Origin of the sequence: Cytobacillus gottheilii, assembly GCF_018582665.1 — a bacterium.
GTDB classification, from domain to species: Bacteria; Bacillota; Bacilli; order Bacillales; family Cytobacillaceae; genus Cytobacillus; species Cytobacillus gottheilii.
Genome location: NZ_CP071709.1, coordinates 3,357,654 through 3,383,538, shown reverse-complemented (window position 1 = coordinate 3,383,538; position 25,885 = coordinate 3,357,654). Strand labels below are relative to the sequence as shown.

At 40.0% G+C, this 25,885-nt stretch carries 26 protein-coding genes and 2 other annotated features; of the genes, 23 read left to right on the top strand and 3 right to left on the bottom strand.

Translation table 11 applies throughout. From position 1 onward, the window contains the following. Window positions 1-126: 126 nt before the first annotated feature. From polA to J1899_RS16720, 5 genes are all read left to right on the top strand, one after another. On the top strand, window positions 127-2,763 hold the full coding sequence (gene polA, locus J1899_RS16740; protein WP_214475349.1) for a DNA polymerase I: 2,637 nt from the start codon (window positions 127-129) through the stop codon (window positions 2,761-2,763). Between the two features lie 33 nt (window positions 2,764-2,796). Continuing rightward, a complete protein-coding gene (gene mutM, locus J1899_RS16735; RefSeq protein ID WP_214475347.1) occupies window positions 2,797-3,627 on the top strand; it encodes a DNA-formamidopyrimidine glycosylase in 831 nt (276 codons plus the stop codon). Window positions 3,628-3,908: 281 nt separating this feature from the next. After that, the gene (ytaF, locus tag J1899_RS16730; RefSeq protein WP_066443052.1) at window positions 3,909-4,550 is read left to right on the top strand and encodes a sporulation membrane protein YtaF; all 642 of its coding nucleotides are present in this window, start codon (window positions 3,909-3,911) and stop codon (window positions 4,548-4,550) included. Window positions 4,551-4,565: 15 nt separating this feature from the next. Further along, window positions 4,566-5,159 carry a dephospho-CoA kinase gene (gene coaE / locus J1899_RS16725; protein ID WP_214475345.1) on the top strand — a complete coding sequence of 198 codons (594 nt, stop codon included), beginning with the start codon at window positions 4,566-4,568 and terminating at the stop codon, window positions 5,157-5,159. A 245-nt stretch (window positions 5,160-5,404) separates the two neighbouring features. Beyond that, window positions 5,405-6,436, top strand: a complete 1,032-nt coding sequence (locus J1899_RS16720; protein ID WP_066443054.1) for a glyceraldehyde-3-phosphate dehydrogenase — start codon at window positions 5,405-5,407, stop codon at window positions 6,434-6,436. A gap of 25 nt (window positions 6,437-6,461) precedes the next feature. On the opposite strand, the gene J1899_RS16715 is transcribed toward J1899_RS16720, so the two are convergent. Continuing rightward, complete coding sequence (locus tag J1899_RS16715) at window positions 6,462-6,656, bottom strand: hypothetical protein (RefSeq protein WP_066443055.1); 195 nt, start codon at window positions 6,654-6,656, stop codon at window positions 6,462-6,464. A 269-nt stretch (window positions 6,657-6,925) separates the two neighbouring features. Between J1899_RS16715 and speD the strand changes: the two genes are divergently transcribed. From speD to J1899_RS16650, 13 genes are all read left to right on the top strand, one after another. Continuing rightward, window positions 6,926-7,306, top strand: coding sequence for an adenosylmethionine decarboxylase (speD, locus tag J1899_RS16710; protein ID WP_066443056.1), 381 nt, complete (start codon window positions 6,926-6,928; stop codon window positions 7,304-7,306). Window positions 7,307-7,411: 105 nt separating this feature from the next. Then, on the top strand, window positions 7,412-7,816 hold the full coding sequence (locus J1899_RS16705) for a hypothetical protein (RefSeq protein WP_066443057.1): 405 nt from the start codon (window positions 7,412-7,414) through the stop codon (window positions 7,814-7,816). Window positions 7,817-7,894: 78 nt separating this feature from the next. Beyond that, on the top strand, window positions 7,895-8,353 hold the full coding sequence (gene nrdR, locus J1899_RS16700) for a transcriptional regulator NrdR (protein WP_066443058.1): 459 nt from the start codon (window positions 7,895-7,897) through the stop codon (window positions 8,351-8,353). A 102-nt stretch (window positions 8,354-8,455) separates the two neighbouring features. Beyond that, window positions 8,456-9,847: a replication initiation and membrane attachment family protein gene (locus J1899_RS16695; RefSeq protein WP_066443059.1), complete on the top strand. Its 1,392-nt coding sequence runs from the start codon at window positions 8,456-8,458 to the stop codon at window positions 9,845-9,847. Between the two features lie 2 nt (window positions 9,848-9,849). Further along, the gene (dnaI, locus tag J1899_RS16690) at window positions 9,850-10,779 is read left to right on the top strand and encodes a primosomal protein DnaI (RefSeq protein ID WP_066443060.1); all 930 of its coding nucleotides are present in this window, start codon (window positions 9,850-9,852) and stop codon (window positions 10,777-10,779) included. A gap of 412 nt (window positions 10,780-11,191) precedes the next feature. Then, window positions 11,192-12,073: a putative sporulation protein YtxC gene (ytxC, locus tag J1899_RS16685; RefSeq protein WP_214475344.1), complete on the top strand. Its 882-nt coding sequence runs from the start codon at window positions 11,192-11,194 to the stop codon at window positions 12,071-12,073. Between the two features lie 387 nt (window positions 12,074-12,460). Then, window positions 12,461-14,392: a threonine--tRNA ligase gene (thrS, locus tag J1899_RS16680; RefSeq protein ID WP_214475343.1), complete on the top strand. Its 1,932-nt coding sequence runs from the start codon at window positions 12,461-12,463 to the stop codon at window positions 14,390-14,392. A gap of 329 nt (window positions 14,393-14,721) precedes the next feature. Then, window positions 14,722-14,845: a sequence feature (ribosomal protein L20 leader region), on the top strand. Between the two features lie 165 nt (window positions 14,846-15,010). After that, on the top strand, window positions 15,011-15,514 hold the full coding sequence (infC, locus tag J1899_RS16675) for a translation initiation factor IF-3 (protein ID WP_066443063.1): 504 nt from the start codon (window positions 15,011-15,013) through the stop codon (window positions 15,512-15,514). Window positions 15,515-15,529: 15 nt separating this feature from the next. After that, window positions 15,530-15,730: a 50S ribosomal protein L35 gene (gene rpmI, locus J1899_RS16670; RefSeq protein ID WP_009333215.1), complete on the top strand. Its 201-nt coding sequence runs from the start codon at window positions 15,530-15,532 to the stop codon at window positions 15,728-15,730. Between the two features lie 25 nt (window positions 15,731-15,755). After that, window positions 15,756-16,115, top strand: a complete 360-nt coding sequence (rplT, locus tag J1899_RS16665; RefSeq protein WP_066443064.1) for a 50S ribosomal protein L20 — start codon at window positions 15,756-15,758, stop codon at window positions 16,113-16,115. Between the two features lie 95 nt (window positions 16,116-16,210). After that, on the top strand, window positions 16,211-16,483 hold the full coding sequence (locus tag J1899_RS16660) for a DUF1294 domain-containing protein (RefSeq protein ID WP_214475341.1): 273 nt from the start codon (window positions 16,211-16,213) through the stop codon (window positions 16,481-16,483). Between the two features lie 137 nt (window positions 16,484-16,620). Further along, entirely contained in the window at window positions 16,621-17,181 is a 561-nt protein-coding gene (locus J1899_RS16655; RefSeq protein WP_246586505.1) for a TVP38/TMEM64 family protein, read from the top strand. Window positions 17,182-17,375: 194 nt separating this feature from the next. After that, entirely contained in the window at window positions 17,376-18,389 is a 1,014-nt protein-coding gene (locus tag J1899_RS16650; protein ID WP_214475339.1) for a DUF3231 family protein, read from the top strand. A 281-nt stretch (window positions 18,390-18,670) separates the two neighbouring features. On the opposite strand, the gene J1899_RS16645 is transcribed toward J1899_RS16650, so the two are convergent. After that, window positions 18,671-19,048: a sigma-w pathway protein ysdB gene (locus tag J1899_RS16645; protein WP_066443067.1), complete on the bottom strand. Its 378-nt coding sequence runs from the start codon at window positions 19,046-19,048 to the stop codon at window positions 18,671-18,673. Between the two features lie 147 nt (window positions 19,049-19,195). Here J1899_RS16645 and J1899_RS16640 point away from each other — a divergent pair, with 147 nt between their 5' ends. Continuing rightward, complete coding sequence (locus J1899_RS16640) at window positions 19,196-19,684, top strand: dUTP diphosphatase (protein ID WP_214475337.1); 489 nt, start codon at window positions 19,196-19,198, stop codon at window positions 19,682-19,684. A 70-nt stretch (window positions 19,685-19,754) separates the two neighbouring features. Beyond that, window positions 19,755-20,840 (top strand): M42 family metallopeptidase, encoded by a 1,086-nt coding sequence (locus tag J1899_RS16635; RefSeq protein ID WP_066443069.1) that lies wholly within the window; start codon window positions 19,755-19,757, stop codon window positions 20,838-20,840. Window positions 20,841-20,897: 57 nt separating this feature from the next. Here the strand turns inward: J1899_RS16635 and sspI are convergent, their stop codons facing one another. After that, window positions 20,898-21,104: a small acid-soluble spore protein SspI gene (gene sspI, locus J1899_RS16630; RefSeq protein ID WP_066443070.1), complete on the bottom strand. Its 207-nt coding sequence runs from the start codon at window positions 21,102-21,104 to the stop codon at window positions 20,898-20,900. Between the two features lie 118 nt (window positions 21,105-21,222). Between sspI and J1899_RS16625 the strand changes: the two genes are divergently transcribed. The 3 genes from J1899_RS16625 (at window position 21,223) to pheT (ending at window position 25,818) form a co-directional block, all read left to right on the top strand. Then, a complete protein-coding gene (locus J1899_RS16625; RefSeq protein WP_214475335.1) occupies window positions 21,223-21,975 on the top strand; it encodes a TrmH family RNA methyltransferase in 753 nt (250 codons plus the stop codon). Window positions 21,976-22,049: 74 nt separating this feature from the next. Next, window positions 22,050-22,303 (top strand) — a binding site (T-box leader). Between the two features lie 47 nt (window positions 22,304-22,350). Continuing rightward, entirely contained in the window at window positions 22,351-23,388 is a 1,038-nt protein-coding gene (gene pheS / locus J1899_RS16620) for a phenylalanine--tRNA ligase subunit alpha (protein ID WP_214475333.1), read from the top strand. 18 nt (window positions 23,389-23,406) lie between these two features. Further along, on the top strand, window positions 23,407-25,818 hold the full coding sequence (gene pheT / locus J1899_RS16615; RefSeq protein WP_214475331.1) for a phenylalanine--tRNA ligase subunit beta: 2,412 nt from the start codon (window positions 23,407-23,409) through the stop codon (window positions 25,816-25,818). Window positions 25,819-25,885: the final 67 nt, after the last annotated feature.

Sequence of the window (25,885 nt, the reverse complement as noted above, 5' to 3'; positions counted from 1 at the left end):
ATAGAAACCATACACACAAACCGTTATTTTCCTTTCCTTATCATGACATGATAAAATAAAGGAAATAACGGTTTTTTTAGGCTTATAATACATGATGCCAGAAAAAAATACGGGAGGAAGAAAAGGATGACGAAAAATAAGCTTGTTCTCATTGACGGCAATAGCATCGCTTATCGTGCGTTTTTTGCACTGCCGCTCCTAAACAATGATAAAGGTGTACATACCAATGCTATATATGGCTTTACAATGATGCTGACAAGAATATTAGAGGATGAAAAACCTTCACATATTCTTGTCGCCTTTGATGCTGGAAAGACGACCTTTCGCCATCAGACATTCAGCGAATATAAAGGCGGAAGACAGAAAACGCCGCCAGAGCTGTCAGAACAGTTTCCATTTATAAGAGAACTGCTGGATCGCTATAGCATCTCCCGCTATGAATTAGAAAACTATGAAGCCGATGATATTATCGGTACCCTTTCACTTCAGGCGGAAAAGGAAGGCTTTGAAGTGAAAGTGATTTCTGGAGATAAAGATTTAACACAATTAAGCTCCGAAAACACAACCGTTGCGATAACGAAAAAAGGAATTACCGAAATTGAAGAGTATACACCCGCACATATTGAAGAAAAGTATGGGATTACAGCGGATAGAATTATTGATATGAAGGGACTAATGGGAGATAGTTCAGATAATATACCCGGTGTTCCAGGAGTCGGTGAAAAAACGGCGCTAAAACTTTTAAAAGAATTTGGAACTCTTGAAGACCTGCTGAAGTCGATCGATCAAGTAAGTGGTGCCAAGCTAAAAGAAAAGCTTGAACAACATAAGGACCAAGCGATCATGAGCAAACAGCTGGCCACCATTACTAGGGAAGCACCAGTTGAAGTATCTCTGCAGGATTTGCATTATAAAGGATATGAACTAGACCAAGTTAAAAGTTTATATAAGGAACTAGGCTTTAATTCCCTGCTGGACAAGCTTGGTGTTGCCGATGAGGATGCCGAGGAAGAAAGCTTAGCGGAAATTTCGTATACAATTGTCGAGAAAATTGAACAAGAGATGCTGACAGATCACAGTGCTTTTTATGTAGAGATACTAGAAGATAATTACCATTATGCTGATATCACAGGTTTTTCAATTGTAAATGAATCAGGAAGCTACTTTATCAGCAAGGAAGCTGCCTTGCAGTCTGAACTGTTTAAAAAGTGGGCGGAAGACCCTGATAAGAAGAAAACCGTTTATGATGCTAAGCGTTCGGAAGTATCACTTCGTCATCATGGCATCCACCTAAAGGGTGTTGACTTTGATCTGCTTTTAGCGACTTATATCATTGATCCATCTGAAACGATTGAAGATGTTGCATCAGTTGCCAAAAAGCACGGATATTCAGCTATTCAATCGGATGAAATTTTCTATGGGAAAGGCGCAAAGCGCAAAGTGCCGGAAACGGAACAATTGGCCGAGCATCTTGTGCGGAAAGCGTTAGTGCTGGATTCCTTAAAGAATCAGCTGATTGATGAGCTTGAAGAAAATAAGCAATCCGATCTTTTTTACAATCTGGAAATGCCCTTATCCCTTATTCTTGCTGACATGGAGTCATTTGGAATTCAGGTGGATTTGAACCGCCTAAAAGAAATGGGAAAAGAAATCATATTAAAGTTGGATGAGATTGAAAAAAACATCTTTGCCTTAGCCGGTGAAGCCTTTAATATCAATTCTCCAAAACAGCTTGGCGTTATTTTGTTTGATAAGCTTGGCCTGCCGGTAATTAAAAAGACAAAAACAGGATATTCTACGTCTGCAGATGTTCTTGAAAAACTGGAAGCAGATCATGAAATTATTCGTGAAATATTACATTATCGCCAGCTTGGCAAACTGCAGTCCACCTATATTGAAGGCTTATTAAAAGTTGTGAATAATGAATCTGAAAAGGTGCATACAAGATTTAATCAGGCGCTCACGCAAACAGGCAGGCTCAGTTCCACGGATCCTAACCTGCAAAATATCCCGATTCGTCTGGAGGAAGGCAGAAAAATTAGACAAGCCTTTATTCCTTCTGAGCAAGACTGGGTGATCTTTGCAGCTGATTATTCTCAAATTGAGCTAAGAGTGCTGGCTCATATTGCTGATGATGAGAAACTGATCTCTGCTTTTAGAGAAGATCTTGATATTCATACGAAAACAGCAATGGAAGTTTTTCATGTGGAAGCAGAAGATGTTACCTCTAATATGCGCCGCCATGCTAAAGCGGTTAACTTTGGCATCGTATACGGAATAAGTGATTACGGACTATCTCAAAGCCTCGGGATTACAAGAAAGGAAGCGGGTCAATTTATAGAACGCTATCTGGAAAGCTATCCTGGAGTAAAACAATATATGGAAGATATCGTTTATGATGCGAAGCAAAAAGGCTTCGTTACAACACTTCTGCAGCGACGAAGATATCTGCCTGAAATCACAAGCAGGAACTTTAATCTGCGCAGCTTTGCTGAGAGAACGGCTATGAATACACCAATTCAAGGCAGTGCAGCAGATATCATCAAAAAAGCAATGATTGACATGGCTGCCAGATTAGAAAAAGAAAATGCAAAATCTCGTCTTTTGCTTCAAGTACACGATGAATTGATTTTTGAAGCACCAAAAGATGAAATTGAATTGCTTTCTAAAATCGTTCCAGAGGTTATGGAAAACACGGTAGAACTAAAAGTGCCTTTGAAAGTGGACTTCTCCTTTGGTCCAACATGGTTTGATGCAAAATAATAAAAACTAAGCAAAAGATGCAGGTGATAAGAGATGCCAGAATTGCCAGAGGTTGAAACAGTTCGCAGAACACTGAAAGAGCTGATTATCGGAAAAGAAATTAAAGATGTTTCTGTATTTTGGCCAAAAATAATTAAGTTTCCAGAAGAGCTGTCTCAGTTCAAGGATGCGCTAATTGGTCAATCCTTTATTGACATAGGCAGAAGAGGGAAGTTTTTAATACTATATACAGAAGGTCTGGCACTGATTTCTCATCTGCGAATGGAAGGGAAATACGCATTAACGCAAAGCGATGAGCCAGTTGATAAACATACACATGTGATTTTTCATTTTACCGATGATACTGAGCTAAGGTATAAAGACGTCCGTAAATTTGGGACGATGCATTTATATAAAAAGGAGGAGGTTTTTCAATATCTTCCTCTTTCACAGCTTGGACCAGAGCCAATGACAGAGTCTTTTACACCTGATTTATTAGCCGCAAGATTTGCTAAAACAGCAAGGCATGTAAAAACGGTCTTGCTTGATCAAAAAACAGTGGTGGGCCTTGGGAACATTTATGTAGATGAAACGTTATTTCGAGCGAATATTCATCCTGAGAGAGTAGCCAATACATTAAATGAAGAAGAAATTGCTCGCATTCATACTGAAATAAACCGTACCCTAGAAGATGCAGTCGAGAAGGGCGGCAGCACCATCCGTTCATACATTAATTCACAAGGGCAAATCGGAATGTTCCAGCTCGATTTATTCGTGTATGGCAGAAAAGGCGAACCATGTAAAATATGCGGAACTGCCCTAGAAAGAATCATTACCGGCGGCAGAGGCACTGTTTTTTGCCCAACCTGCCAAAAAAGAGAATAGGCAAGGTGCATCTGCATTTCGTAGTGTCCAGCTTCAGCGCCTAGCCCCTCGAGGTCATAAGCCAATCCAGCCAAAGGTCAAAGAACGACCTTCTGTCTGGCTCGTCTTATGCTTGTCGGGGCTGAACAAGGCGCTTCCGCATTTCGTAGTGTCCAGCTGCAGGCGTTAGGGGCTCGAGGTCATTGTCGCCCCTGAACAAGCGCCTTCCGCATTTCTTATTAACACTGGATGGGCTTCTTCCATATACTATCCTAGCGATTGACAGGAAGGAGCTCTATCATATGTCGTATTCATTTACACTTCTATTGCTTGCGTTCGCGGTAAGCTTGGATAGTTTTAGTGTTGGCTTAACTTATGGATTAAGGAAAATGAAAATTCCTATAAAGTCTATCGTGATTATTGCTTGCTGTTCGGCGGTCACTCTTTTTATCGCGATGGGGCTTGGGCATATTATTGTTGAATTTTTGTCGCCTCATGCGGCTGACCAAATTGGCGGAATCATTCTCATTGCTCTTGGCTGCTGGGTACTATATCAGTTTTTCCGGCCGGAAAAAGAGAAGGATAAGGACTTGCTTCCTCATGAAAAAACCATTGTTAATTTTGAAATCAAATCACTTGGTCTTGTGGTTCATATTTTAAAGAAACCTATGTCAGCCGATTTTGATAAGTCAGGAACGATTGTGGGAATTGAAGCGATCCTGCTGGGGCTTGCTCTTTCACTTGATGCATTTGGAGCTGGAATTGGAGCGGCTCTGCTTGGATATTCACCTTACTTGCTTGCATTAGCGGTAGCTGTTATGAGTTCTCTCTTTGTTCTGTTTGGACTTAAAATCGGTGCAATATTTTCCAACAGCCTATTTATTCAGCGCTTTTCATTTTTGCCTGGTCTATTGCTGATTATTATAGGTGTTTGGAAAATATAGGAGAAAGGATTTAACATGTCACTTGTAATTGGATTAACTGGCGGAATAGCCAGTGGGAAAAGTACAGTTTCTTCCATGTTGAAACAAATGGGATTTACGGTGATCGATGCAGATATAGAAGCTCGTTTAGCAGTTGAAAAAGGGACAGAAGCTTATGAAGAAATTGTGCGTCATTTTGGTGAGGATATACTTAACGAAACAGAAGAAATTGACAGAGCGAAGTTAGGGTCCATTATTTTTCAAGAAGAAGAACAGCGTTTAAAGCTTAATAGCATTGTGCATCCAGCCGTACGCCAACAGATGCTGCAGAAAAAAGAGGCTGCGATTCAAAAAGGAGAATCACTGATTATCCTTGATATTCCTCTTCTTTTTGAAAGTAAGCTGGAATACCTGGCGGATCAGACTTTGTTAATTTATGTTGATGAACAGACGCAATTAGCACGTCTTATGGCAAGAAACAAGCTTACTGAAGATGAAGCAATAGCACGTATACGTTCACAATTGCCGCTGGCGGATAAAAAGAAGCTTGCGGATGACATCATTTACAACAATGGAACCATTGAAGAGACTCAACATCAATTACTCTCATTATTGAAAAAGTGGGAATAACGAATCGTCACTGACACCAAATAATTTTAGTTTACATCTTACGTACCTTGCATATCGTCATGCAAGGTTTTTTTGTTTGAAAAATGGAAGAGAGAAAGAAATCGGTCTTATATGCATATGAATGTAAATGATATTCCTTAAATGTGTTATTTAATATATCGCATTTAGTTTGATATATGTTATACTAATTGAAGATTAGCAAATTAATAAGTATAACATTAATTTGAAAGGGGTCATCACATCATATGACGGCGAGAATAGCGATTAATGGATTTGGCAGAATTGGGAGAATGGTTTTTAGAAAGGCGATCCTTGATCATAATCTTGAAATTGCAGCGATCAATGCTAGTTATCCTGCTGAAACGTTAGCACATTTACTTAAATACGATACGAATCACGGAACCTTTGAGGGAACTATCCAAACAGAGGAAAATGCTTTAATTGTTAATGGCAAAAGAATAATATTATTAAACAGCAGAGATCCCCTGCAGCTTCCTTGGAATGAACTTGCGATCGACATAGTCATTGAAGCGACAGGTAAATTTAATTCTCGTGATAAGGCAAGTCTTCATCTTGATGCTGGCGCCAAGAAGGTCATTTTAACAGCACCTGGGAAGAATGAGGATGTAACAATTGTGATGGGTGTAAATGAAAGCGTATTAAATATTGAAGAGCATGATATTATTTCAAATGCTTCTTGTACAACAAATTGCCTTGCTCCGGTAGTAAAGGTGCTTGATCAGCGTTTTGGCATTATTAATGGTTTAATGACAACTGTTCATGCTTATACAAATGATCAGAAAAATATTGATAATCCACATAAGGACCTACGTCGTGCACGTGCTTGCGGACAATCAATCATCCCAACCTCTACAGGCGCTGCGAAAGCACTATCTTTAGTGCTGCCGCAATTAGAAGGAAGAATACACGGCATGGCTCTAAGAGTGCCAACTCCAAACGTGTCACTTGTTGACCTTGTAGTGGATCTGCAAAAGGAAGTGACGATTGATGAAATCAACGCAGCATTCGCACAGGCTGCAGACAATGAGTTACAGGGTATTCTTGCAATTACAGATGAACCCTTAGTTTCAGTTGATTTTAATACAAATGAACATTCGGCGATTATTGATAGCTTGTCGACAATGGTAATAGGTGAAAATAAAGTAAAAGTGCTGGCCTGGTACGACAACGAATGGGGCTATTCCTGCCGAGTTGTAGATCTGGCAAAACACGTGGCCATGCAGCTTGTTGAGATAGAGAACATCAAGGTAAGTTAATCATGTAAAAAGAAAGACGAAGATCCTATTCTGTTTCATGCAGAGTGGGATTTTTTTTGCGATTTAGAATGAAATAAGCTGCGTCTCCTTCCGTAAATACCTTTTTATAATCCATGGAACTTCCAGTAACCATACTAGCAGACATCATCAGGCGCAATGAGTTCATTTTTACTTTGGTGTATATCTCTGCTTGGTCGGGCAATAGTAAGAATTGATTCACTTTGTCATTTCCAGGCGGATGTTATAAATGCGAATGGAAGCTGAAAAAGTGTGTCTGTTTCCCTGAAAATTTGCAAATAAAATATTTAATCCTTTTGTTGCAAAAAAATAATAAACAAAGTATACTAATCATCGTGAACTTCTAAAGTAATGGCGGTTGATCACTACTTAAAGGGTTAGGACCTCTCCGGACTAACTTTCCCCCGTGGTAGTAGTACGTCAATATGAACTTAGAATTTCATTTTATTAACGTAAAGGGGGAAATTGAATATGGAAACAATGGGTCGTCACGTAATCTCTGAACTATGGGGATGCGATTTTGAAAAGTTAAATGATATGGAGTATATTGAACAGACGTTTGTAAATGCTGCATTAAAGTCAGGTGCTGAAATTCGTGAGGTGGCATTTCATAAATTTGCTCCACAAGGTGTGAGCGGAGTTGTTATTATCTCTGAGTCACATTTAACGATTCATAGCTTTCCTGAGCATGGCTATGCAAGCATTGATGTTTATACTTGCGGAGATCTTGATCCTAACATTGCTGCTGAGCATATTGCAGAGTCGCTGGGTGCTAGTGCTAGCGAAAACATTGAACTGCCTCGTGGAATGGGTCCTGTTCAAGTGAAGCAATCAAAAGCAAATGTACTTTAATTTAAACAACGAATGAAATCTCAGGAGTGCATAAGATGCACTCCTTTTAATTTTCTCCAAAAAAATAGTACAATAGAGATATATGTACATCATGGAGGAAATAAAATGCCGATTTTACGTCCAATAATGGGCAGATTTGAGAAGCAGTGTGAAACAAATGATCATCACTTGGATCCAAGTCTGCAAACGAGATATTATAAAAAAAATTCATCTGAATTATTTCAATTGCTGGAACAATTACTGCGCAGGAAACAAAATTTGAGAATCATCAGCTCTTCAAGAGAGCATGGAGAAATAGCGGCAGAGCTAAATGGCGTAAAAAAGTGTTTTGCTGTGATTACCGTTACAGGACTTATGCCGTTAGAAACAGCAGTTGATATTACTATTTCAACTGAACAGTCGTCACCGCTAGGCATTTATCCAACGCTAAAAAAAGAACTGCTGTCTTTATATGATGCTATAAACAATGAATTTGAATTTATTGGAGCAGGAAGGTACGGAAACAAGTGACAAGTGCTTGTACTGACAACTTCTTTTTTATAAGATAAGCTTAAGGAAAAAATTGATCGTTAATCGGGAGTTGATTGTATGAAATGTCCTTCATGCCACAATAATAATACCCGTGTGCTCGACTCCAGGCCGGTGGATGACGGAAGATCCATCCGAAGAAGACGGGAATGTGAGCAATGCCACTATCGCTTTACGACATTTGAAAAAGTGGAAGAAATACCGCTTGTTGTCGTAAAAAAGGAAGGCACGAGAGAAGAGTTCAGCCGGGAGAAAATACTGCGCGGATTGATTAAGGCTTGTGAGAAACGGCCTGTTGCACTTAAGGAGCTCGAAGCGATTACTGCAGAGGTAGAAGCAGAGCTGCGCAGCAACGGCGTGTCAGAGATCAAAAGTGACGAGGTTGGAGAAATGGTGATGGACAGGCTCGCCAAGGTGGACGATGTCGCCTATGTTCGTTTTGCCTCAGTCTATAGACAATTTAAAGACATTAATGTTTTTATCGATGAATTAAAGGAATTAATTAAAAAAGAGCAATAGAGTGTCAGAGCCTAAGAGTGTATGGTAGAATCTCTGGCTCTTTTTTTGCAAGTTAAGGCTATAAAAAGGATTTTCTCTATAATGAAGTGAGGTTGAATACAATTGGCCCAGCATTGGACAGAACTGATACCGATTGATCGATATGCCGTGGCCGCTGGCGGACTGCTGCATGAATACGACAGAAAAATTATGACACTCTTATACCAGCCGCTGATTGGTTCCACCTGTCTAAGTCTTTATATGACGCTATGGGCAGAAGTGGAGGAAAATCGAATCTGGTCGGAGTCAAGCACCCATCATTACCTGATGACAACAATGGGTCTGGGGCTGAAAGAAATATACGAGGCAAGGGCAAAGCTTGAAGGCATGGGATTATTAAAGGTTTTTATAAAAAAAGAGGACGACATACGCTCTTTCATATACGAACTGCAGCCGCCCTTATCGCCACAGCAATTCTTTCTAGATGGCATGCTGAATATATACTTATTTAAAAAAGTCGGGAAAACTCAATATGCACGCTTAAAGCGGTTCTTTTCCGATAAAGCGGTACATTCGCAGGAAGGGTACACAGAGGCAACAAAGTCGTTCCAAGATGTTTATATGTCAGGCCATCAAGGGTTAACACAATATGAGGAGCATGATTTGCAGGAAGATGCGGTCTTTATGGGAAGAGATGAATCAGACGGCATTCAGATTAGCATAGATACATTTGACTTTGATCTCCTCATGGCTGGACTAAATGAATCGCTGGTACCCAAAAATGCCTTAACGAAAAAAGTTAAACTAGCCATTAGTAATCTAGCTTTTTTATATGATATAGATGTATTGCAGATGAAAAATGTTATGATAAGTGCGCTTACCGAAAATAATGATATCAATATTGAAGAATTGCGAAAGTCTGCGAGAGATTGGTATCAATTTCAGCACAATGACCAGCTGCCGTCCTTACTGGACCGTACACAGCCAGCAGCACAACGTACAGCACAATCAGCACCAGCATCCAAAGAGGATGAGCTCATATTATACTTAGAAACGACTTCTCCGAGACAATTATTGAAGGATCTGTCTGGAGGAGCCGAGCCCTCCAAAGGCGACTTGAAAATAATTGAGGACGTTCTTTTTCAGCAAAAACTGCTGCCGGCTGTTGTGAATGTGCTTATACAATATGTTATGTTAAAAACAGATATGAAGCTTACGAAGTCATATGTGGAGAAGATTGCCAGCCATTGGGCCCGCAAGCAAGTAAAAAGGGCAAAAGATGCGATGGAGCTGGCGAAAAACGAACATAGACAATATTTAGAATGGGCTGGGGGAAATAAGACGAGCAAAAGAACGTCGAAAAAACAGCCAATTCGCTCTGAACTTTTGCCTGATTGGTTTGATAACGATGGCGGGGATGTAAAAACCGCGAATGAAGGTCAGGATGAAGAAATGGAAAAGAAAAAGAAAAAAATGCAGGAAGCTTTAAAGAAACTGCATTCGGGTGGTGAGTAAAAATGGAGAACATTAATGATACATTAAAGAGGCTCACTGGCAACCAGGACTTTAAAAAAAGATATGAACAGCAGCGGGCAGATACACTAAATCATCCAGATATAAAGGCTTTTCTAATTGAGCATCAGCATGAATTAACGGAAGATATGGTGAACAGAAGTCTTATTAAGCTTTATGAGTATTCGAAGCTTAGTAAAGAATGCAACAAATGTCCAAATCTTGAAGGATGCATTAACTTTATGCAAGGCTATCATCCTGAGCTAGTCATCACAAGAGGCCTGATAGATATTAAGTATGATAAATGCCCGCGTAAAGTGATTCACGATGAAAAGCGCAAAAACGAAAGCTTAATAAAAAGCTTGTATGTGCCAAAGGATATATTGCATGCGAAATTTAAAGATTTGCATGATGACGTATATCGAGCTGATGCAGTAGACAAAGCTGTTACTTTTATAACAAATTATAGTAAAAACCCTTCTCAAAAGGGCCTTTATTTTTACGGACAATTTGGTGTAGGAAAATCATACTTGTTAGGTGCAATAGCAAACGCGCTCGCAAATCAAGGGGTCTCTTCGATGATCGTATACGTTCCAGAATTATTCAGGGAAATGAAGAGCTCTATAGGTGATTCAACATTAAATGATAAAATGGAAGCTATTAAACGGGCTAACGTTCTTATGTTTGATGATATTGGTGCCGAAACGATGTCAAGCTGGACAAGGGATGAAGTTCTTGGACCACTGCTTCAATTCCGTATGCTTGAGAACCTGCCGACATTTTTCACTTCAAACTTTGATTTAAAAGAACTTGAACATCATTTATCCTATACACAGCGCGGTGAAGAAGAACGGATGAAGGCGCGCCGCATTATGGAACGGATTAAATTTTTATCTGAGCCTGTTTTGGTTGAAGGTCCGAATAGAAGAAGATGATATTTTTGGACTGCCTGTTTAGAACAGGCGGTTTTTTTTGTTTTTTGAAGTTTGGCGGATAAATCCGTATTTTTGGCAGATAAAAAATTTAAACGGCGGATAAATCAAAATAACGGTGGATATCACGGCTGTCTCAATGAGAATAGCACAGCTTTTTTCTTCTTTTTCATCAGTAAAAAAGATATTTTATTCAAAGTCTCACAAATACAGCAAAAATCTGCTTGATTTTAACTTGAACGGCTTTTTTTTCCTCAAAATCCATCTATCAATAATTAGTTGAATCTGCTAATCACATTTCTGCTTCTAATTTAGACATGTCCCCCATATACATTAAAGGAAACCTTGCACCTGTTTAGTTATTCACTATGCAGGGGAAGCGAAAGGTAGAGATTTCTTTTAAGGGGGGATTTGGTTGATCGAAATCATTTTCCGAAGTAAGAAGGATGCATTACGTTTACATACACTGCTTCAAAATTTGCTGACCGCTTCAGGCTGTACTGATCAAATTCACCTTCGATATGAAGATCACCATATAGGTAAGCTGCAATTTTTTCATGAAGCTGAAATTTCGATACACTTGCTGAAAGATGCTTTTTATGAGTTTGTCATAGAAAGCAAGATGGAGGACTGGTTTCGCACTATTTTAATAGATCAATATTATTATCACGATGAGGAAGAACAGCATCAGATTATAGAGATAGCTCAATCTATTATTGAAGGCAATCGAGAGGACCTTTCTTCTTTTGTCCCTGACCGCAATGTGAAGGAAAGTGTCAGAAAAGATATTCACCAGATGATACAGCCAGACATCAACTTCTCCTTTGACTCTTTTGTGAAATTTAGAATGCGCTCATTTATGGATCAGCTGGTCAAGTATATCGAAATTTCAATTGATGAATACAAAATGGAGCAGGAATACCAAATGTTTGTGCAAATGCTGCGTGAGTTCCTCGCAAAACGCCAGGCAAAGTTCGAAGAGATTCATGTGCTGATGAATAAAGGGGTCTTTTTTTATGATGAAAGCCTGATTGAGATTCGAAATACCGAGCTGCGGGCCCTTATAGACAGGAAGCTTCTCTTTCATCATCCTGTTTATGTCGACTCGGCAACGATTGCACCGCTCTTATCCATCGCACCGCAGACAGTTTATTTGTATTGTGATGATGAGGAACTTCCTTTAGTACGGACAATCTCGAATATTTTTGAAGAACGGGTGACAATTAAACCGGTTTCTGCTTTCCAAACCTGTAAGGACATGCAGGAATTAAGCGGACAAAAACGTGAAATTAATTAGGAAGACACAACCTGCAGTTTTGTTTAGAAAAATTTACTGAGGATGCCCTTGATTTTTTTGCTGTAAAAAAGCTATAATACGTACATATTACATTAATACAGCAAAAGTTATGACAAGGACATGGGTATTCTTTTCTTGTTTGAAGAGAGGGAAGGCACGGCTGCAACCTTCCTAGCATAGATCGGATACTTACCACCTATCGAGCTCCGGCCAGGAAATGGGCTGGCGGATTACATCCGTTATTTTCTACAAGTCATTTTTTCCTATGGGGAAAATGAGAAGTAGGGTGGAACCACGTGTATATAATAACTCGTCCCTTTTTTAGGGACGGGTTTTTTTATTTTTCTGAAAAACATAACTTTTACCATTCATTAGGAGGAAAAGACGATGACTGAAATGATTAAAATTTCATTTCCAGACGGTGCAATTAAAGAATTTGCCAATGGTGTAACAACTGAGGAAATTGCAGCGTCCATCAGCCCAGGGCTGAAGAAAAAGGCAATCGCTGGCAAGGTGAACGGAGAAATGTACGATCTCCGCAGAGAAATTGAAGGAGATGCAGCGGTTGAAATCGTAACGAATGATTCTCCGGAAGCGCTTGAAGTATTGCGCCACAGTTCGGCTCACTTAATGGCTCAAGCGATTAAACGTCTATATAAAAACGTGAAGCTTGGTGTTGGTCCAGTTATTGAAGGCGGCTTTTACTATGATGTGGACATTGAAGAATCATTAACACCAGAAGATCTGCCGGTAATTGAAAAAGAAATGAAGAAAATCATCAATGAAAACATCGATATCGTCCGTAAAGAAGTCAGCCGTGATGAAGCGATCGCTCTTTATAAGGAGATCGGCGATGAATATAAGCTAGAGCTTATTGAAGCCATTCCGGCAGACGAAAAGGTAACAATCTATGAGCAGGGAGATTTCTTTGACCTATGCCGAGGTGTCCACGTTCCGTCAACAGGAAAGCTAAAAGAGTTTAAGCTCCTGAGCATTGCAGGTGCATACTGGCGCGGAAACAGCGATAACAAAATGCTTCAGCGTATTTATGGAACAGCTTTCTTTAAAAAGGAAGATCTGGCTGAGCATCTTCGCTTGCTTGAAGAGGCAAAAGAGCGTGATCACCGTAAGATTGGGAAAGAGTTAAACTTGTTCATGACTTCTCAAAAAGTTGGACAAGGTTTGCCGATGTGGCTCCCTAAAGGTGCAACCATCCGCCGCAACATTGAACGTTATATTGTCGACAAAGAAGAACGCCTAGGCTATGACCATGTGTATACACCAATCATGGGAAGCGTTGATTTATATAAAACATCTGGTCACTGGGATCATTATCAGGAAGACATGTTCCCTGTGATGGAAATGGACAACGAACAGCTTGTGCTTCGCCCAATGAACTGTCCGCACCATATGATGGTATACAAAAATGGCATTCACAGCTATCGCGAATTGCCAATCCGTATTGCAGAATTAGGAACAATGCATCGCTATGAAATGTCAGGTGCTCTTTCAGGTCTTCAGCGTGTGCGCGGAATGACATTGAATGATGCTCATATCTTTGTGCGTCCTGATCAAATCAAGGAAGAATTCAAGCGTGTTGTTCATTTAATTTTAGAAGTATACAAAGACTTTGACATAAATGATTACTCTTTCCGTTTATCCTACCGTGATCCTCAGGATACGGAGAAGTATTTTGATGATGACGATATGTGGGAAAAGGCACAGGCAATGCTGAAAGAAGCAATGGATGAAATCGGCCTTGACTACTTTGAAGCTGAAGGAGAAGCGGCATTCTACGGTCCTAAGCTTGATGTACAGGTGAAAACAGCTCTTGGCAAGGATGAAACATTATCAACAGTTCAGCTTGACTTCCTACTTCCAGAGCGTTTTGATTTAACATATGTTGGTGAAGACGGGAAACCGCATCGTCCGGTCGTTATCCACCGCGGTGTTGTATCAACAATGGAACGTTTTGTAGCGTTCTTAATTGAAGAATACAAAGGTGCGTTCCCTACATGGCTCGCTCCTGTACAAGTTCAGGTGATCCCAGTTTCACCAGAAGTGCACTTCGACTATGCAAAAGAAGTGCAAGAACAGCTTCAGGCACAAGGATTGCGTGTCCAGCTTGATGACCGCAATGAAAAAATCGGCTATAAAATCCGTGAAGCCCAAATGCAAAAAACACCATATATGCTAGTAGTCGGAGACAATGAAGTAACTGAAAAAGCAGTCAACGTCCGCAAATACGGCGAACAAAAATCAGAAACCATCTCCTTTGCAGACTTCTTGGAGAATATTACAAAAGAAGTTAAGAGATAAAAGTTCAGTTATTAATTGCTTTGTCAAAAAGAGAATTTTAGCAATACGCCAATTGATTGAAACGGAATGGCACGAGACTCCTGCGGGAGAAGTGAGAAAGGTGAGATCCCACAGGCGCGCAGCGCCGAGGAAGCTCACCTCTCACCCGCGGAAAGCGAGTGCCATGCAGTGGAAATCACCCCTATTTTTTCATGTGAAAAAGAAATTACAAAATTTATATTGCCAAATCCCTATTATTTTGATATCATTTTCTTCGTTGAAATAAAAACGACAGTTTGACAGCCTATTGTCTTTTGTGATATAGTATCTAAGGAAATTGAATACTGTTTGAGGAAAAGAAGAAGCACCCGCTTCTCACCTGATTGACGCAAATAGCAGTTGGCAGGTTTTACGTGAACATTTTTTGTTTATATACGTAAGTGTGGGTGTTTTCATCCGCACTTTTTTTATTGCCCATTTAGCTTTGATCCGGTGCAGCTAGCAGCTTCTTTCAGAATTCGACAGTATGGTGGAGCTAAAGAATACGTCTTGCCCCAACAAAGCTACTGATCAAATCAATCTTGACCCAAACATTGTGTTCCGATTAAACCTTGGAGGTGTCTAACTATTAGCAAAGATATGTTGTTAAACGAGGGTATTCGCGCCCGCGAAATTCGTCTCATTGACCAGAATGGCGAGCAATTAGGAATCAAGTCTAAAAATGAAGCACTTGAGATTGCTGCTCGTGTAAATCTTGATCTTGTGCTTGTTGCACCGAATGCAAAACCGCCAGTTGGCCGTATTATGGACTATGGCAAATTTAAATTCGAACAGCAGAAGAAAGAGAAAGAAGCGCGTAAAAATCAAAAGATCATCAGTATTAAAGAAGTGCGTCTAAGTCCTACGATTGAAGAGCATGACTTTAATACAAAGCTTCGCAATGCGATTAAATTCCTTGAAAAAGGCGATAAAGTAAAGGCATCGATTCGTTTCAAAGGTCGTGCAATTACACATAAAGAAATCGGCCAGCGCGTTCTCGTCCGATTTGCAGAGGCTTGCTCTGAAGTTGGAACGGTAGAATCACATCCTAAAATGGATGGCCGTAGCATGTTCATGGTGCTAGCACCGAAAAACGACAAGTAAGAGGAGGAATTCCAAATGCCAAAAATGAAAACTCACCGCGGCGCTGCAAAGCGTTTCAAAAGAACAGGTTCTGGTAAGCTGAAGCGTTCTCACGCTTACAGAAGCCACATGTTCGCGAATAAATCTCAAAAGCAAAAGCGTAAACTTCGTAAAGGAACTCTTGTTTCTTCAGGCGATTACAAGCGCATCCGTAACTTATTAGTAAATCTTAAGTAATATCCGATATTAGGAGGGAAATTTAATGCCACGTGTAAAAGGCGGTACTGTTACTCGCAAACGTCGTAAAAAAGTTATAAAATTAGCTAAAGGTTATTTCGGTTCAAAACATACATTATACAAAGTTGCTAACCAGCAGGTTATGAAATCTTTAATGTATGCTTACCGTGACCGTCGCCAGAAAAAGCGCGACTTCCGTAAACTATGGGTTACTCGTATCAACGCAGCAGCTCGCATGAATGGTCTTTCTTACAGCCGTTTAATGCATGGCTTAAAGCTTGCAGGCATCGAAGTAAACCGCAAAATGCTAGCTGAATTAGCGATCGCTGACGAAAAAGCATTTGCTGAATTAGCTGCAGTTGCAAAACAAAACTTAAGCAAGTAATTGCTTCTAAAAAAGCCATTCTCTTTCATGAGAATGGCTTTTTATACTTTTAGAACGTATACTCAACTTAAAACGAAAGAGAAGCAGGTACAGGTATGATACTAATTTCAGCAGCATTCATTATTATTGCTATAAACATCGTCGGGTTTCTGATCATGATGATCGATAAGCGCAAAGCGGTCAAACAGGAGTACCGAATCAGTGAAAAAACTCTATGGACAGTCGCCATATTCTTTGGTGCAGCGGGGATGACAGTAGGCATGAACATGTTTAGGCATAAAACAAAGCATACACAGTTTAAAATAGGTCTGCCCTTGCTTACTATTATTCAGCTGGTTATTTTATATTTTTTACCGCACATCATTTAACTTCATATCCAGCGGGAATCAGATAGGACATACTGTAGGCTGATCGCTTTCTTAATCCAAGTTGTCATAACCGCTGATTTCTCCCCATATGCTAGAGTAGACATCATGATTTAAGCATAATGAAGGGGTGAAATAAGGTGGCGGTACTGTTAACGATGGTGGAGACCGCAGGAATTCTAGCTCCAATGGCATTTATTCTTTTTCATATTGTAAGGCAGTTTCTTTTTATTCCGGTTCCGCTTGTCTGTGTAGCAGGAGGAGTGATGTTTGGCAGTGTTTTTGGTGCGCTTTTTTCCTTAATTGGCTTAACCCTCAGCAGCTTTTTGTTTTTCTTTTTAATTCATAGGCTGCCAAACACACATGGAAAGTTATCGAAATTAAAAAAACGCTGGTTTGGGGAATACCGAAATATAAACGTATCCCAAGCGGCAGTGTTAAGGCTTGTTCCTTTCCTCCATTATCATTTAATCAGCTTTTGTATAATGGAAAAATGCAAAAGCTTTCCACAGTATGCAAAAGCTACGGTCATTGCAAATATTCCGCTTGCAGTATTCTATACCGTGTTTGGCCAGTTTATCAGCAGATTTACACCGACCATGATCATCGTCATTATAGGTGTCATTACCCTGCTTTGTTATTTATTGCGTGAAAAAGTAACCGTGATTAAATGGACGGAGTTTTTTAAGGAAGCAGCATAAACATATAATGATTTGGTTTTCATCCACTAGGCACTTTCCAATCGGAAAGTGCTTTTTCAATTTAGATAAATCTCGATTGAATAGGATTCATTAGTCTCCTGACAATGGGTATCGTATTTTCGTTATTGGATATTCTAGAAATAAATGACAAATTAATAGTAGGGATATTTTTTAGGATTCAGGAGGTACATGGCATGGTACAAACCAATAAGCTTAATGTCTCGGAAATAGGTTCCATTTGGCAGACCTATCAAGAGAAAACACTAATTATGAGATTTTTGGAATATTTCATTGAAAAGGCAGAGGATCCTCAAGCCAGAAATATTCTTGGCGGGTTATGGCAAGAGCTTAATTTCTATGTGACTGAAATGGAGAATCTTTTTTCTGAGCAAGGAATGGTTAAACCAATAGGATTTACTTCAGAAGATGTTAATCTGGAGGCTCCCAAATTATACGATAACGGCTTCGATATCATGTTTGTCCGTATATTAAAGGAAGTGAGTATGGGCCTTTACACGCTTGGCATGAATATGACCTACAATAAAAAGGTTATGGGAATTTATGAGGGACTCACTACAGTTACTCAGAAAATCTATAAGCTATCCACATCGTATTTACTTGAAAAAGGCATTTTGGTTCCGCCGCCATTCGTAACGGTACCGAAACAAACGGAAGTGATTCGAAATAAGAATTATATGGCAGGTTTTAAGTTAATAGGTGATAAAAGGCCTTTAAATGATCTGGAGGTTGGCATCCTTCACCATAATCTTGAAGCGAATAATATTGGAATGCAGCTGATCATGGGGTTTGCTCAATGTGCACAAAATAAAGAGGCAAAGAAATACTTTATAAAAGGGAAGGAGCTCGCTAAGAAACAAATAAAAGCAATGCAGGAATTACTTTTGGAGGGAGATATTCAGCTGTCAGCGAAGTCAGGGGCCACGGTAACGACTTCAACAGTCCCGCCGTTTTCAGATAAGTTAATGATGCACTGCATTTATATTCTTAATGGATTCGGTCTTATTGGATCTGGAACAGGCGGCTTTTTCAGCTTAAGAAATGATCTTGCGATGAAATCCATGTTATTAGCAAAAGATGTTTATTTTTATGCACAGGAAGGGATCGAGCTCAAGATTAAGTATGGCTGGTTCGAGGAGCCGCCGCAAATGGAAGGCCGTTCACAGATTATTAAGAAGGAAAATGAATAAAGGATACTGCACTAGAAGATATTAACGTTAGTGTCGGACCATCCGGACACTAAAAAAGATGTGGAGGGATACAATTTGAGTACACTTTCAAGCTTAATTAAAAGGATTATTTCTTTAATTATTAAGATTGCGTTCTTGATTGAAACCTCTAAACAGCGCCTAAACCGATTATCAAACCTGCTGCCGACAACATAAGCAGCAAATAAAAGTACAATTCTTAATAGAACATAATAAAAGGTAAACACAAATTCGTGTTTACCTTTTGTTAACAACAGGTCTTCCTATTGCATAAATTCCTTAACAGGACTTTTCCAATCAATTTTTGCACTAGGATACTGCTCTGAAATTTTCTTTTCAATAAATAAGAAGTCTTCTTTTACAAGCCCCTTAAGAGCCGTGACTTTATGCGGCCATACAAAAATCGAGACAACATCGAAAGAAGCCGCAGTGGTACCTAAGTACTTCTCTCCTTCAAAAAGAACTCCTTTATATGTTACTAAGAAATTCTTATGAACGTTATTTTCATCATCATAGAAATAATAACGCTTCTGCTCATGGGCAAGTTCAAGCTTTCTTTTTGGATTTAATAAATATTTAACAGCAGTGTATATTAAAAAGATGATGATTGCTAAAAGCAACAGACGCAACAGCCACATCATAACAAGCCCTCCAAATGCGATTTGCTACTAAGTACGAATGAACTTCAAAAAAGTTTCAACTTTTTTATATTTATTATAAAATTTATCATATATCGGTTCTTTTATATAGAATCAATGTGTGATTGATCAAGATAGGATGGTGTTGGAATGAATTTTGAAAGACTATTTAACATGCAAAAAGAACTGGATGCTCATATTGAGACCAAACATGAATTAAATAATGAAGACCTATTTGACCGTAAAGTGCTTGCTCTGCTGGTAGAACTTGGAGAACTGGCAAATGAAACACGCTGCTTCAAGTTTTGGAGTGTAAAGCCGGCAGCTGCCCAGGAAACAATTCTTGAAGAATATGTAGATGGAGTTCATTTTATTTTATCACTTGGAATAGAGCTTCAGTTTGAAGCAGTTGCTCCGGTTATTGAAGCTGCTGATCAGAATGACATAAATGAACAATTTCTTGCTGTTTTTGAACAGATTCATCAGTTCAGGGCAGAAAAAACACGGGATTCTTACGAAAAGCTTTTCTTAGTGTATTTACAGCTTGGCCAATTACTTGGCTTTTCAGCCGCTGATATTGAACAGGCTTATTTTGAAAAAAATGAAGTAAACTATGAAAGACAAAAAGAAAATTATTAGCTGAATTTTTGCACATTAACAGGGCAGTCTAGTATAATGAAGTGGAATACATATTAAGGGAGTCGAAATAATGGCTAAATTAGATGAAACGTTAACCATGCTGAAGGATTTAACAGATGCAAAAGGAATTCCAGGCAATGAGCGTGAAGTTCGCGAAGTAATGAAACAATACATAACTCCATTTGCAGACGAAGTAACAACTGATGGATTAGGAAGCTTAATTGCCAAGAAAACAGGCAAAGAAGGCGGACCAAAGATTATGGTTGCCGGCCATTTAGATGAAGTAGGTTTCATGATTACAAGTATTGATGACAAAGGTTTTCTTCGTTTCCAAACAGTTGGCGGCTGGTGGTCACAAGTTATGCTTGCCCAAAGAGTCACAATTGTAACAAACAAAGGGGATGTAACGGGTGTAATCGGCTCAAAGCCACCGCATATCCTTTCAGCTGAAGCACGTAAAAAGCCTGTAGATATCAAAGATATGTTTATTGATATTGGTGCCACAAGCCGTGACGAAGCAGCTGAGTGGGGCGTTAAGCCTGGTGACATGGTTGTTCCTTATTTTGAATTTACAGTGATGAACAACGAAAAAATGCTGCTTGCCAAAGCTTGGGATAACCGCATTGGCTGTGCAATTGCAATTGATGTATTAAAACAATTAAAAGATGCTGAGCATCCGAACGTGGTATACGGAGTAGGAACAGTCCAAGAAGAAGTTGGCTTGCGCGGTGCAAGAACAGCTGCACAGACGATCCAGCCTGATATCGGTTTTGGCGTAGATGTTGGAATTGCTGGGGATACACCTGGTATCACAGAAAAAGAAGCTTTAAGCAAAATGGGCAAAGGACCACAAATTATCCTTTATGATGCATCCATGGTATCACATAAAGGCTTGCGTGATCTTGTAACAAACACTGCAGATGAGCTGAATATTCCATATCAATTCGATGCTGTGCCTGGAGGCGGAACAGATTCAGGTGCGATCCACCTGACACATAACGGTGTTCCTTCTTTATCCATTACAATTGCGACAAGATATATCCATTCACATGCAGCAATGCTTCATCGTGACGATTACGAGAATGCAGTGAAACTAATTGCAGAAGTCATTAAGCGATTAGATGAAGATACAGTTAATAGCCTGAAATTTGATTGATAAAAAGAATCCGCAGATGCATGTCTGCGGATTTTTCTCATGTATACAGAGCTTCTCTTATTTCAAGCCGCTTTCAAGCGTGTGCAGCATTTCCTGTTTGTCTTCCTCAGAAGAGTTGTTCCAGATGACTTCAAAAAGAACACCAAGACCAGGCAGCATTTTTTCTTCCCCATTTTGGATCGCATCAACAATTGTATCCTTTAATTCATCCTGATTGTTTCCAGAAACATTATGAAGAATGGCATTACGCAGATTCAAGTTCATTTTTTTACACTCCTTCCAATTTCATGATTACGTTCATAGTTTTTCTTTTCTCCGATTTATTATGTATGGTATTTACGTTATAATAGACAAACTGATGTTAGAAAAAGGAGAGAACACTGTGAACTATATTCACTCTGCACAAAATCAAAAGGTTAAGCAGTGGAAAAAACTTTTGACAAAAAAAGAGAGAGATAAGACGCTTACTTTTCTAGTAGAAGGCTATCATCTTGTCGAGGAAGCATTAAATAGCGGCAGCATTGCAGAAATCATAATGGGAGAACAAGTAGAACTGCCCGCAGCATGGAACTATGGAGATATCCCTGTCAATGTTGTCAGTAATGAGATCATTCAGCTGCTCTCTGATACTGAAACGTCACAAGGGATCTTTGCTGTCTGTGATCAGAAAACATATGATAGCGTTCTTGAAGAAGGAAGGAAGTTTCTCTTAATTGATGCGGTACAGGATCCCGGCAACTTAGGAACAATGATCCGAACAGCTGATGCAGCCGGTATGGATGCTGTTTTCATCGGAAAAGGCAGTGTCGATATGTACAATCCAAAAGTTCTGCGTTCAGCCCAAGGCAGTCACTTTCATCTGCCGATCATCGGGGAAGATCTTGGTGTATTGATTTCTAAGCTCAAACAGCAGGGTGCAGCCGTGTACGGAACTGCATTGGAAAATGGCCGTCCATATACAGAAATCGATAAACGTGACGTCTTCGCTCTATTAGTCGGAAATGAAGGCAATGGTGTCAATCCGGAACTTTTAGCTGAAACAGATGAAAATCTCTATATCCCGATTTTCGGAAAGAGTGAGTCTTTAAACGTATCAATTGCTGCCGGTATTTTAATGTATCATTTACGCTCTTGAAATGGGCAGTAAATTTGCTTAAAACGATTTGAAAGTTGTAAAAGAATGTACTATAATTAACAACAAATTATATGTAAAAAACAATGACGGAGAAAAGTAGCCTGCTGAAACTTTTTTAGGGAGAAAACACCTTGACTGCAAGTGTTTTTAAAAGGGATGCAAGTGAACATTCACCTCCAGAGTTGGCATCGGGACCATAGCAATCTGGCTATGTAAAGATGCACCGGCATCTGGCCGTTATCTCAATGAAGCGAATACATATACGCGGGTTCCCCTGTTTACATGTATTAAAAAGGGTGGTACCGCGAACCAAAACCTCGTCCCTTTATAGGGATTAGGTTTTTTTGTTTGTCCAAAAAAAGGAGGTTATTATACATGCAAGAACGTTTAAAAGAGTTGCAGACTGAAGCTCTCGAACGCGTGAACACAGCAGGTGATCTTAAAGAGCTAAATGAGATCCGGGTTTCTTATTTAGGAAAAAAAGGTCCAATAACAGAAGTTTTAAAAGGAATGGGAAAATTATCAGCTGAAGAGCGTCCAAAAATGGGTGCATTGGCAAATGAAGTGCGAGATGCGATTGCTGCTGCTATCGAATCGAAGCAAAAAAACCTTGAAGAAGCTGCTGTTGCTGCAAAGTTAGCTGCAGAAACGATTGATGTTACATTGCCGGGACGACCTGTTAAATCAGGAAATCATCATCCACTAACACGTGTGGTGGAAGAGATTGAAGATTTATTTATCGGGATGGGCTATACAGTGGCAGAAGGGCCAGAAGTGGAAAAGGATTACTATAACTTTGAAGCCTTAAACTTGCCGAAGGATCATCCTGCACGTGATATGCAAGATTCCTTCTATATTACCGAAGACATTTTGCTTCGTACTCAAACATCTCCTGTTCAGGCTAGGACGATGGAAAAGCACCAAGGCAAAGGGCCGGTTAAAATTATCTGCCCAGGGAAAGTGTTCCGCCGTGACCATGATGATGCAACACACTCTCATCAATTCATGCAGATTGAGGGCTTAGTTGTAGATGAAAATATCCGTATGAGTGACTTAAAAGGAACGCTTGAAGTGTTTGCAAAAGCGATGTTTGGCAGCGACAGAGAAATTCGTCTGCGTCCTAGCTTCTTCCCTTTCACAGAACCTTCTGTTGAGGTCGATGTATCTTGCTTCAAATGCGGAGGCAAAGGCTGTAACATCTGCAAAAAAACAGGCTGGATCGAAATCTTAGGCGCTGGAATGGTACATCCAAATGTTCTTGAAATGTCTGGATTCGATTCAAAGAAATATTCAGGTTTTGCATTTGGAATGGGTGTTGAGCGCATTGCGATGCTGAAATACGGTATTGATGATATTCGTCATTTCTATACAAATGATGTCCGGTTTTTAAAGCAATTCTCAATTCATGAATAAGTGTCAGGAGGAAAACACATGTATGTTTCATATAAATGGCTCCAGGATTATGTCGATCTTTCTGGCATAACTGCAAACGAGCTTGCTGAAAAGATTACAAGAAGCGGAATTGAAGTCGAAGGTGTAGAAAAGTTAACAGAAGGAATCAGCGGTGTTGTCATCGGACACGTGCTTGAAAGAGAGCAGCATCCGAATGCCGATAAGCTGAATAAATGTCTTGTTGATATAGGTGCAGAAGAGCCTGTGCAGATTATTTGCGGAGCTCCGAATGTAGACAAAGGCCAAAAAGTGGCTGTTGCAACAGTTGGCGCTGTTCTTCCGGGCAATTTTAAAATTAAAAAGGCTAAACTGCGCGGAGAAGCTTCCAATGGAATGATCTGTTCCCTGCAGGAGCTTGGTTTTGAAAGCAAGCTTGTGGCAAAGGAATATGCGGAAGGCATTTATGTTTTTCCTGAAAGTGTTGAAGTTGGCAAGAATGCATTAGAAGAACTCCACCGTGATGATGAAGTACTTGAGCTTGGCTTAACACCAAACCGTTCAGATGCTCTAAGCATGCTTGGTGTAGCATATGAAGTTGCTGCCATTTTAGGCAGAGACGTAAATCTTCCTGAAGGGAAAGCTTCAGAAGCAGCTGAAAAGGCAGAAGACTATATTTCTGTTGTAGCTGAAGCTGCTGAAGACAATCCATTATATATTGCCAAAGTAATCAAGAATGTAAAAGTAAAGCCATCTCCGCTATGGATGCAAGCGAGACTGACAGCTGCAGGCATACGCCCGCATAACAACGTAGTCGATATTACGAACTACATTTTGATTGAATATGGCCAGCCTCTTCATGCTTTCGATTATGATAAGCTTGGGTCAAAAGAAATTGTAGTTAGAAGAGCTAACGATGGCGAAGAGATCGTAACACTTGATGACGCGAAAAGAACACTTTCCAGCGATCACCTTGTGATCACAAACGGAACAGAGCCAGTTGCATTAGCCGGTGTCATGGGCGGTGCAAACTCAGAAGTTCAAGCAGATACAACAACAGTTTTACTTGAATCAGCCTACTTCAAAGGAAGCACAGTTAGAAAAGCTTCTAAAGATCATGGTCTTCGCAGTGAAGCAAGTGCACGTTTTGAAAAAGGGGTTGACCCGAATCGTGTGCGTGCGGCTGCAGAGCGTGCGGCTGTATTGCTTCAGCAATATGCAGAAGGCGAAGTTCTTGCTGGCAGTGCTGAAGCAAATACATTGAAAATAGAGCCTGCTGTTGTAGAAGTATCAATTGATAAAATCAACCAAGTTCTCGGCTTACAATTGAAATCAGAGGAAGTTGTGGATATTTTCACTCGTCTGCAGTTCGAGGCTGTTGCCGAACAGGGACAAATTACGGTTACGGTTCCTACCCGCAGAGGAGATATCACAATTGGAGAAGATTTAATTGAAGAGGTAGCAAGACTTTATGGCTATGATAATCTTTTATCCACATTGCCAGTTGGATCTACTACCCAAGGCGGTCTTACGAAATATCAGCAATCTCGCAGAATCGTCCGCAATACGCTTGAAAGTGCTGGATTATACCAGGCCATTACGTATTCTTTAACAAGCGAAGCAAAAGCAAGCCAGTTTGCTCTTGAAGTCCGCGAGCCTCTGCCGCTTGCAATGCCAATGAGCGAAGAGCGCAGTGTATTACGATTAAGCTTAGTTCCTCAGCTTCTTGAGGTATTAAAATATAATTCAGCTCGTCAAAATGACAGCCTGGCTGTTTATGAAATAGGTTCGGTCTTTTTATCAAACGGAAAAGATCAGCTTCCGGAAGAAAAAGAGCATGTGGCAGGTGCTGTAACAGGATTATGGGTAAACCACCCATGGCAAGGCGAGAAAAAGCCTGTTGATTTCTACGTGTTAAAAGGAATTGTGGAAGCACTAGTTGACAAGCTTGGAATTAACGATCGCATTGAATTCCGTCAATCTGAAAGAGATGGCCTGCATCCGGGCAGAACAGCTGAAGTGCTGATTGACGGCAAGGCTTGCGGTTATATTGGTCAAGTTCATCCGATCGTTGAGAAGGAACTTGATTTAAAAGCTACTTATGTTTTTGAATTATCTCTAGAGTCGCTCCTTGCTGAAACAGCAGCGCTTGTATACGAAGCGATCCCTAGATTCCCTTCCATTACAAGAGATATCGCCTTAGTAGCGGATCAGGAAGTGTCATCAGGACATTTACAATCCATTATTAAGGAAGCAGGCGGCAGCCTGTTAAAAGAAGTATCTGTTTTTGACCTTTATGAAGGAGAGCGGATGGAAGCAGGGAAGAAGTCCCTTGCATTCTCATTAAAATACTTTGATCCTGAAAAAACATTAACAGATGAAGAAGTGGTTAAAGCACATACTAAGGTGCTAGAGGCACTGGAAGAAAAAGCTGGTGCAGTCCTAAGGGGTTAATTCAGTTATTTAAAAAAGCCAAGAATGCGATGTCGGCATTCTTGGCTTTTTATAATGGTGGTGAATT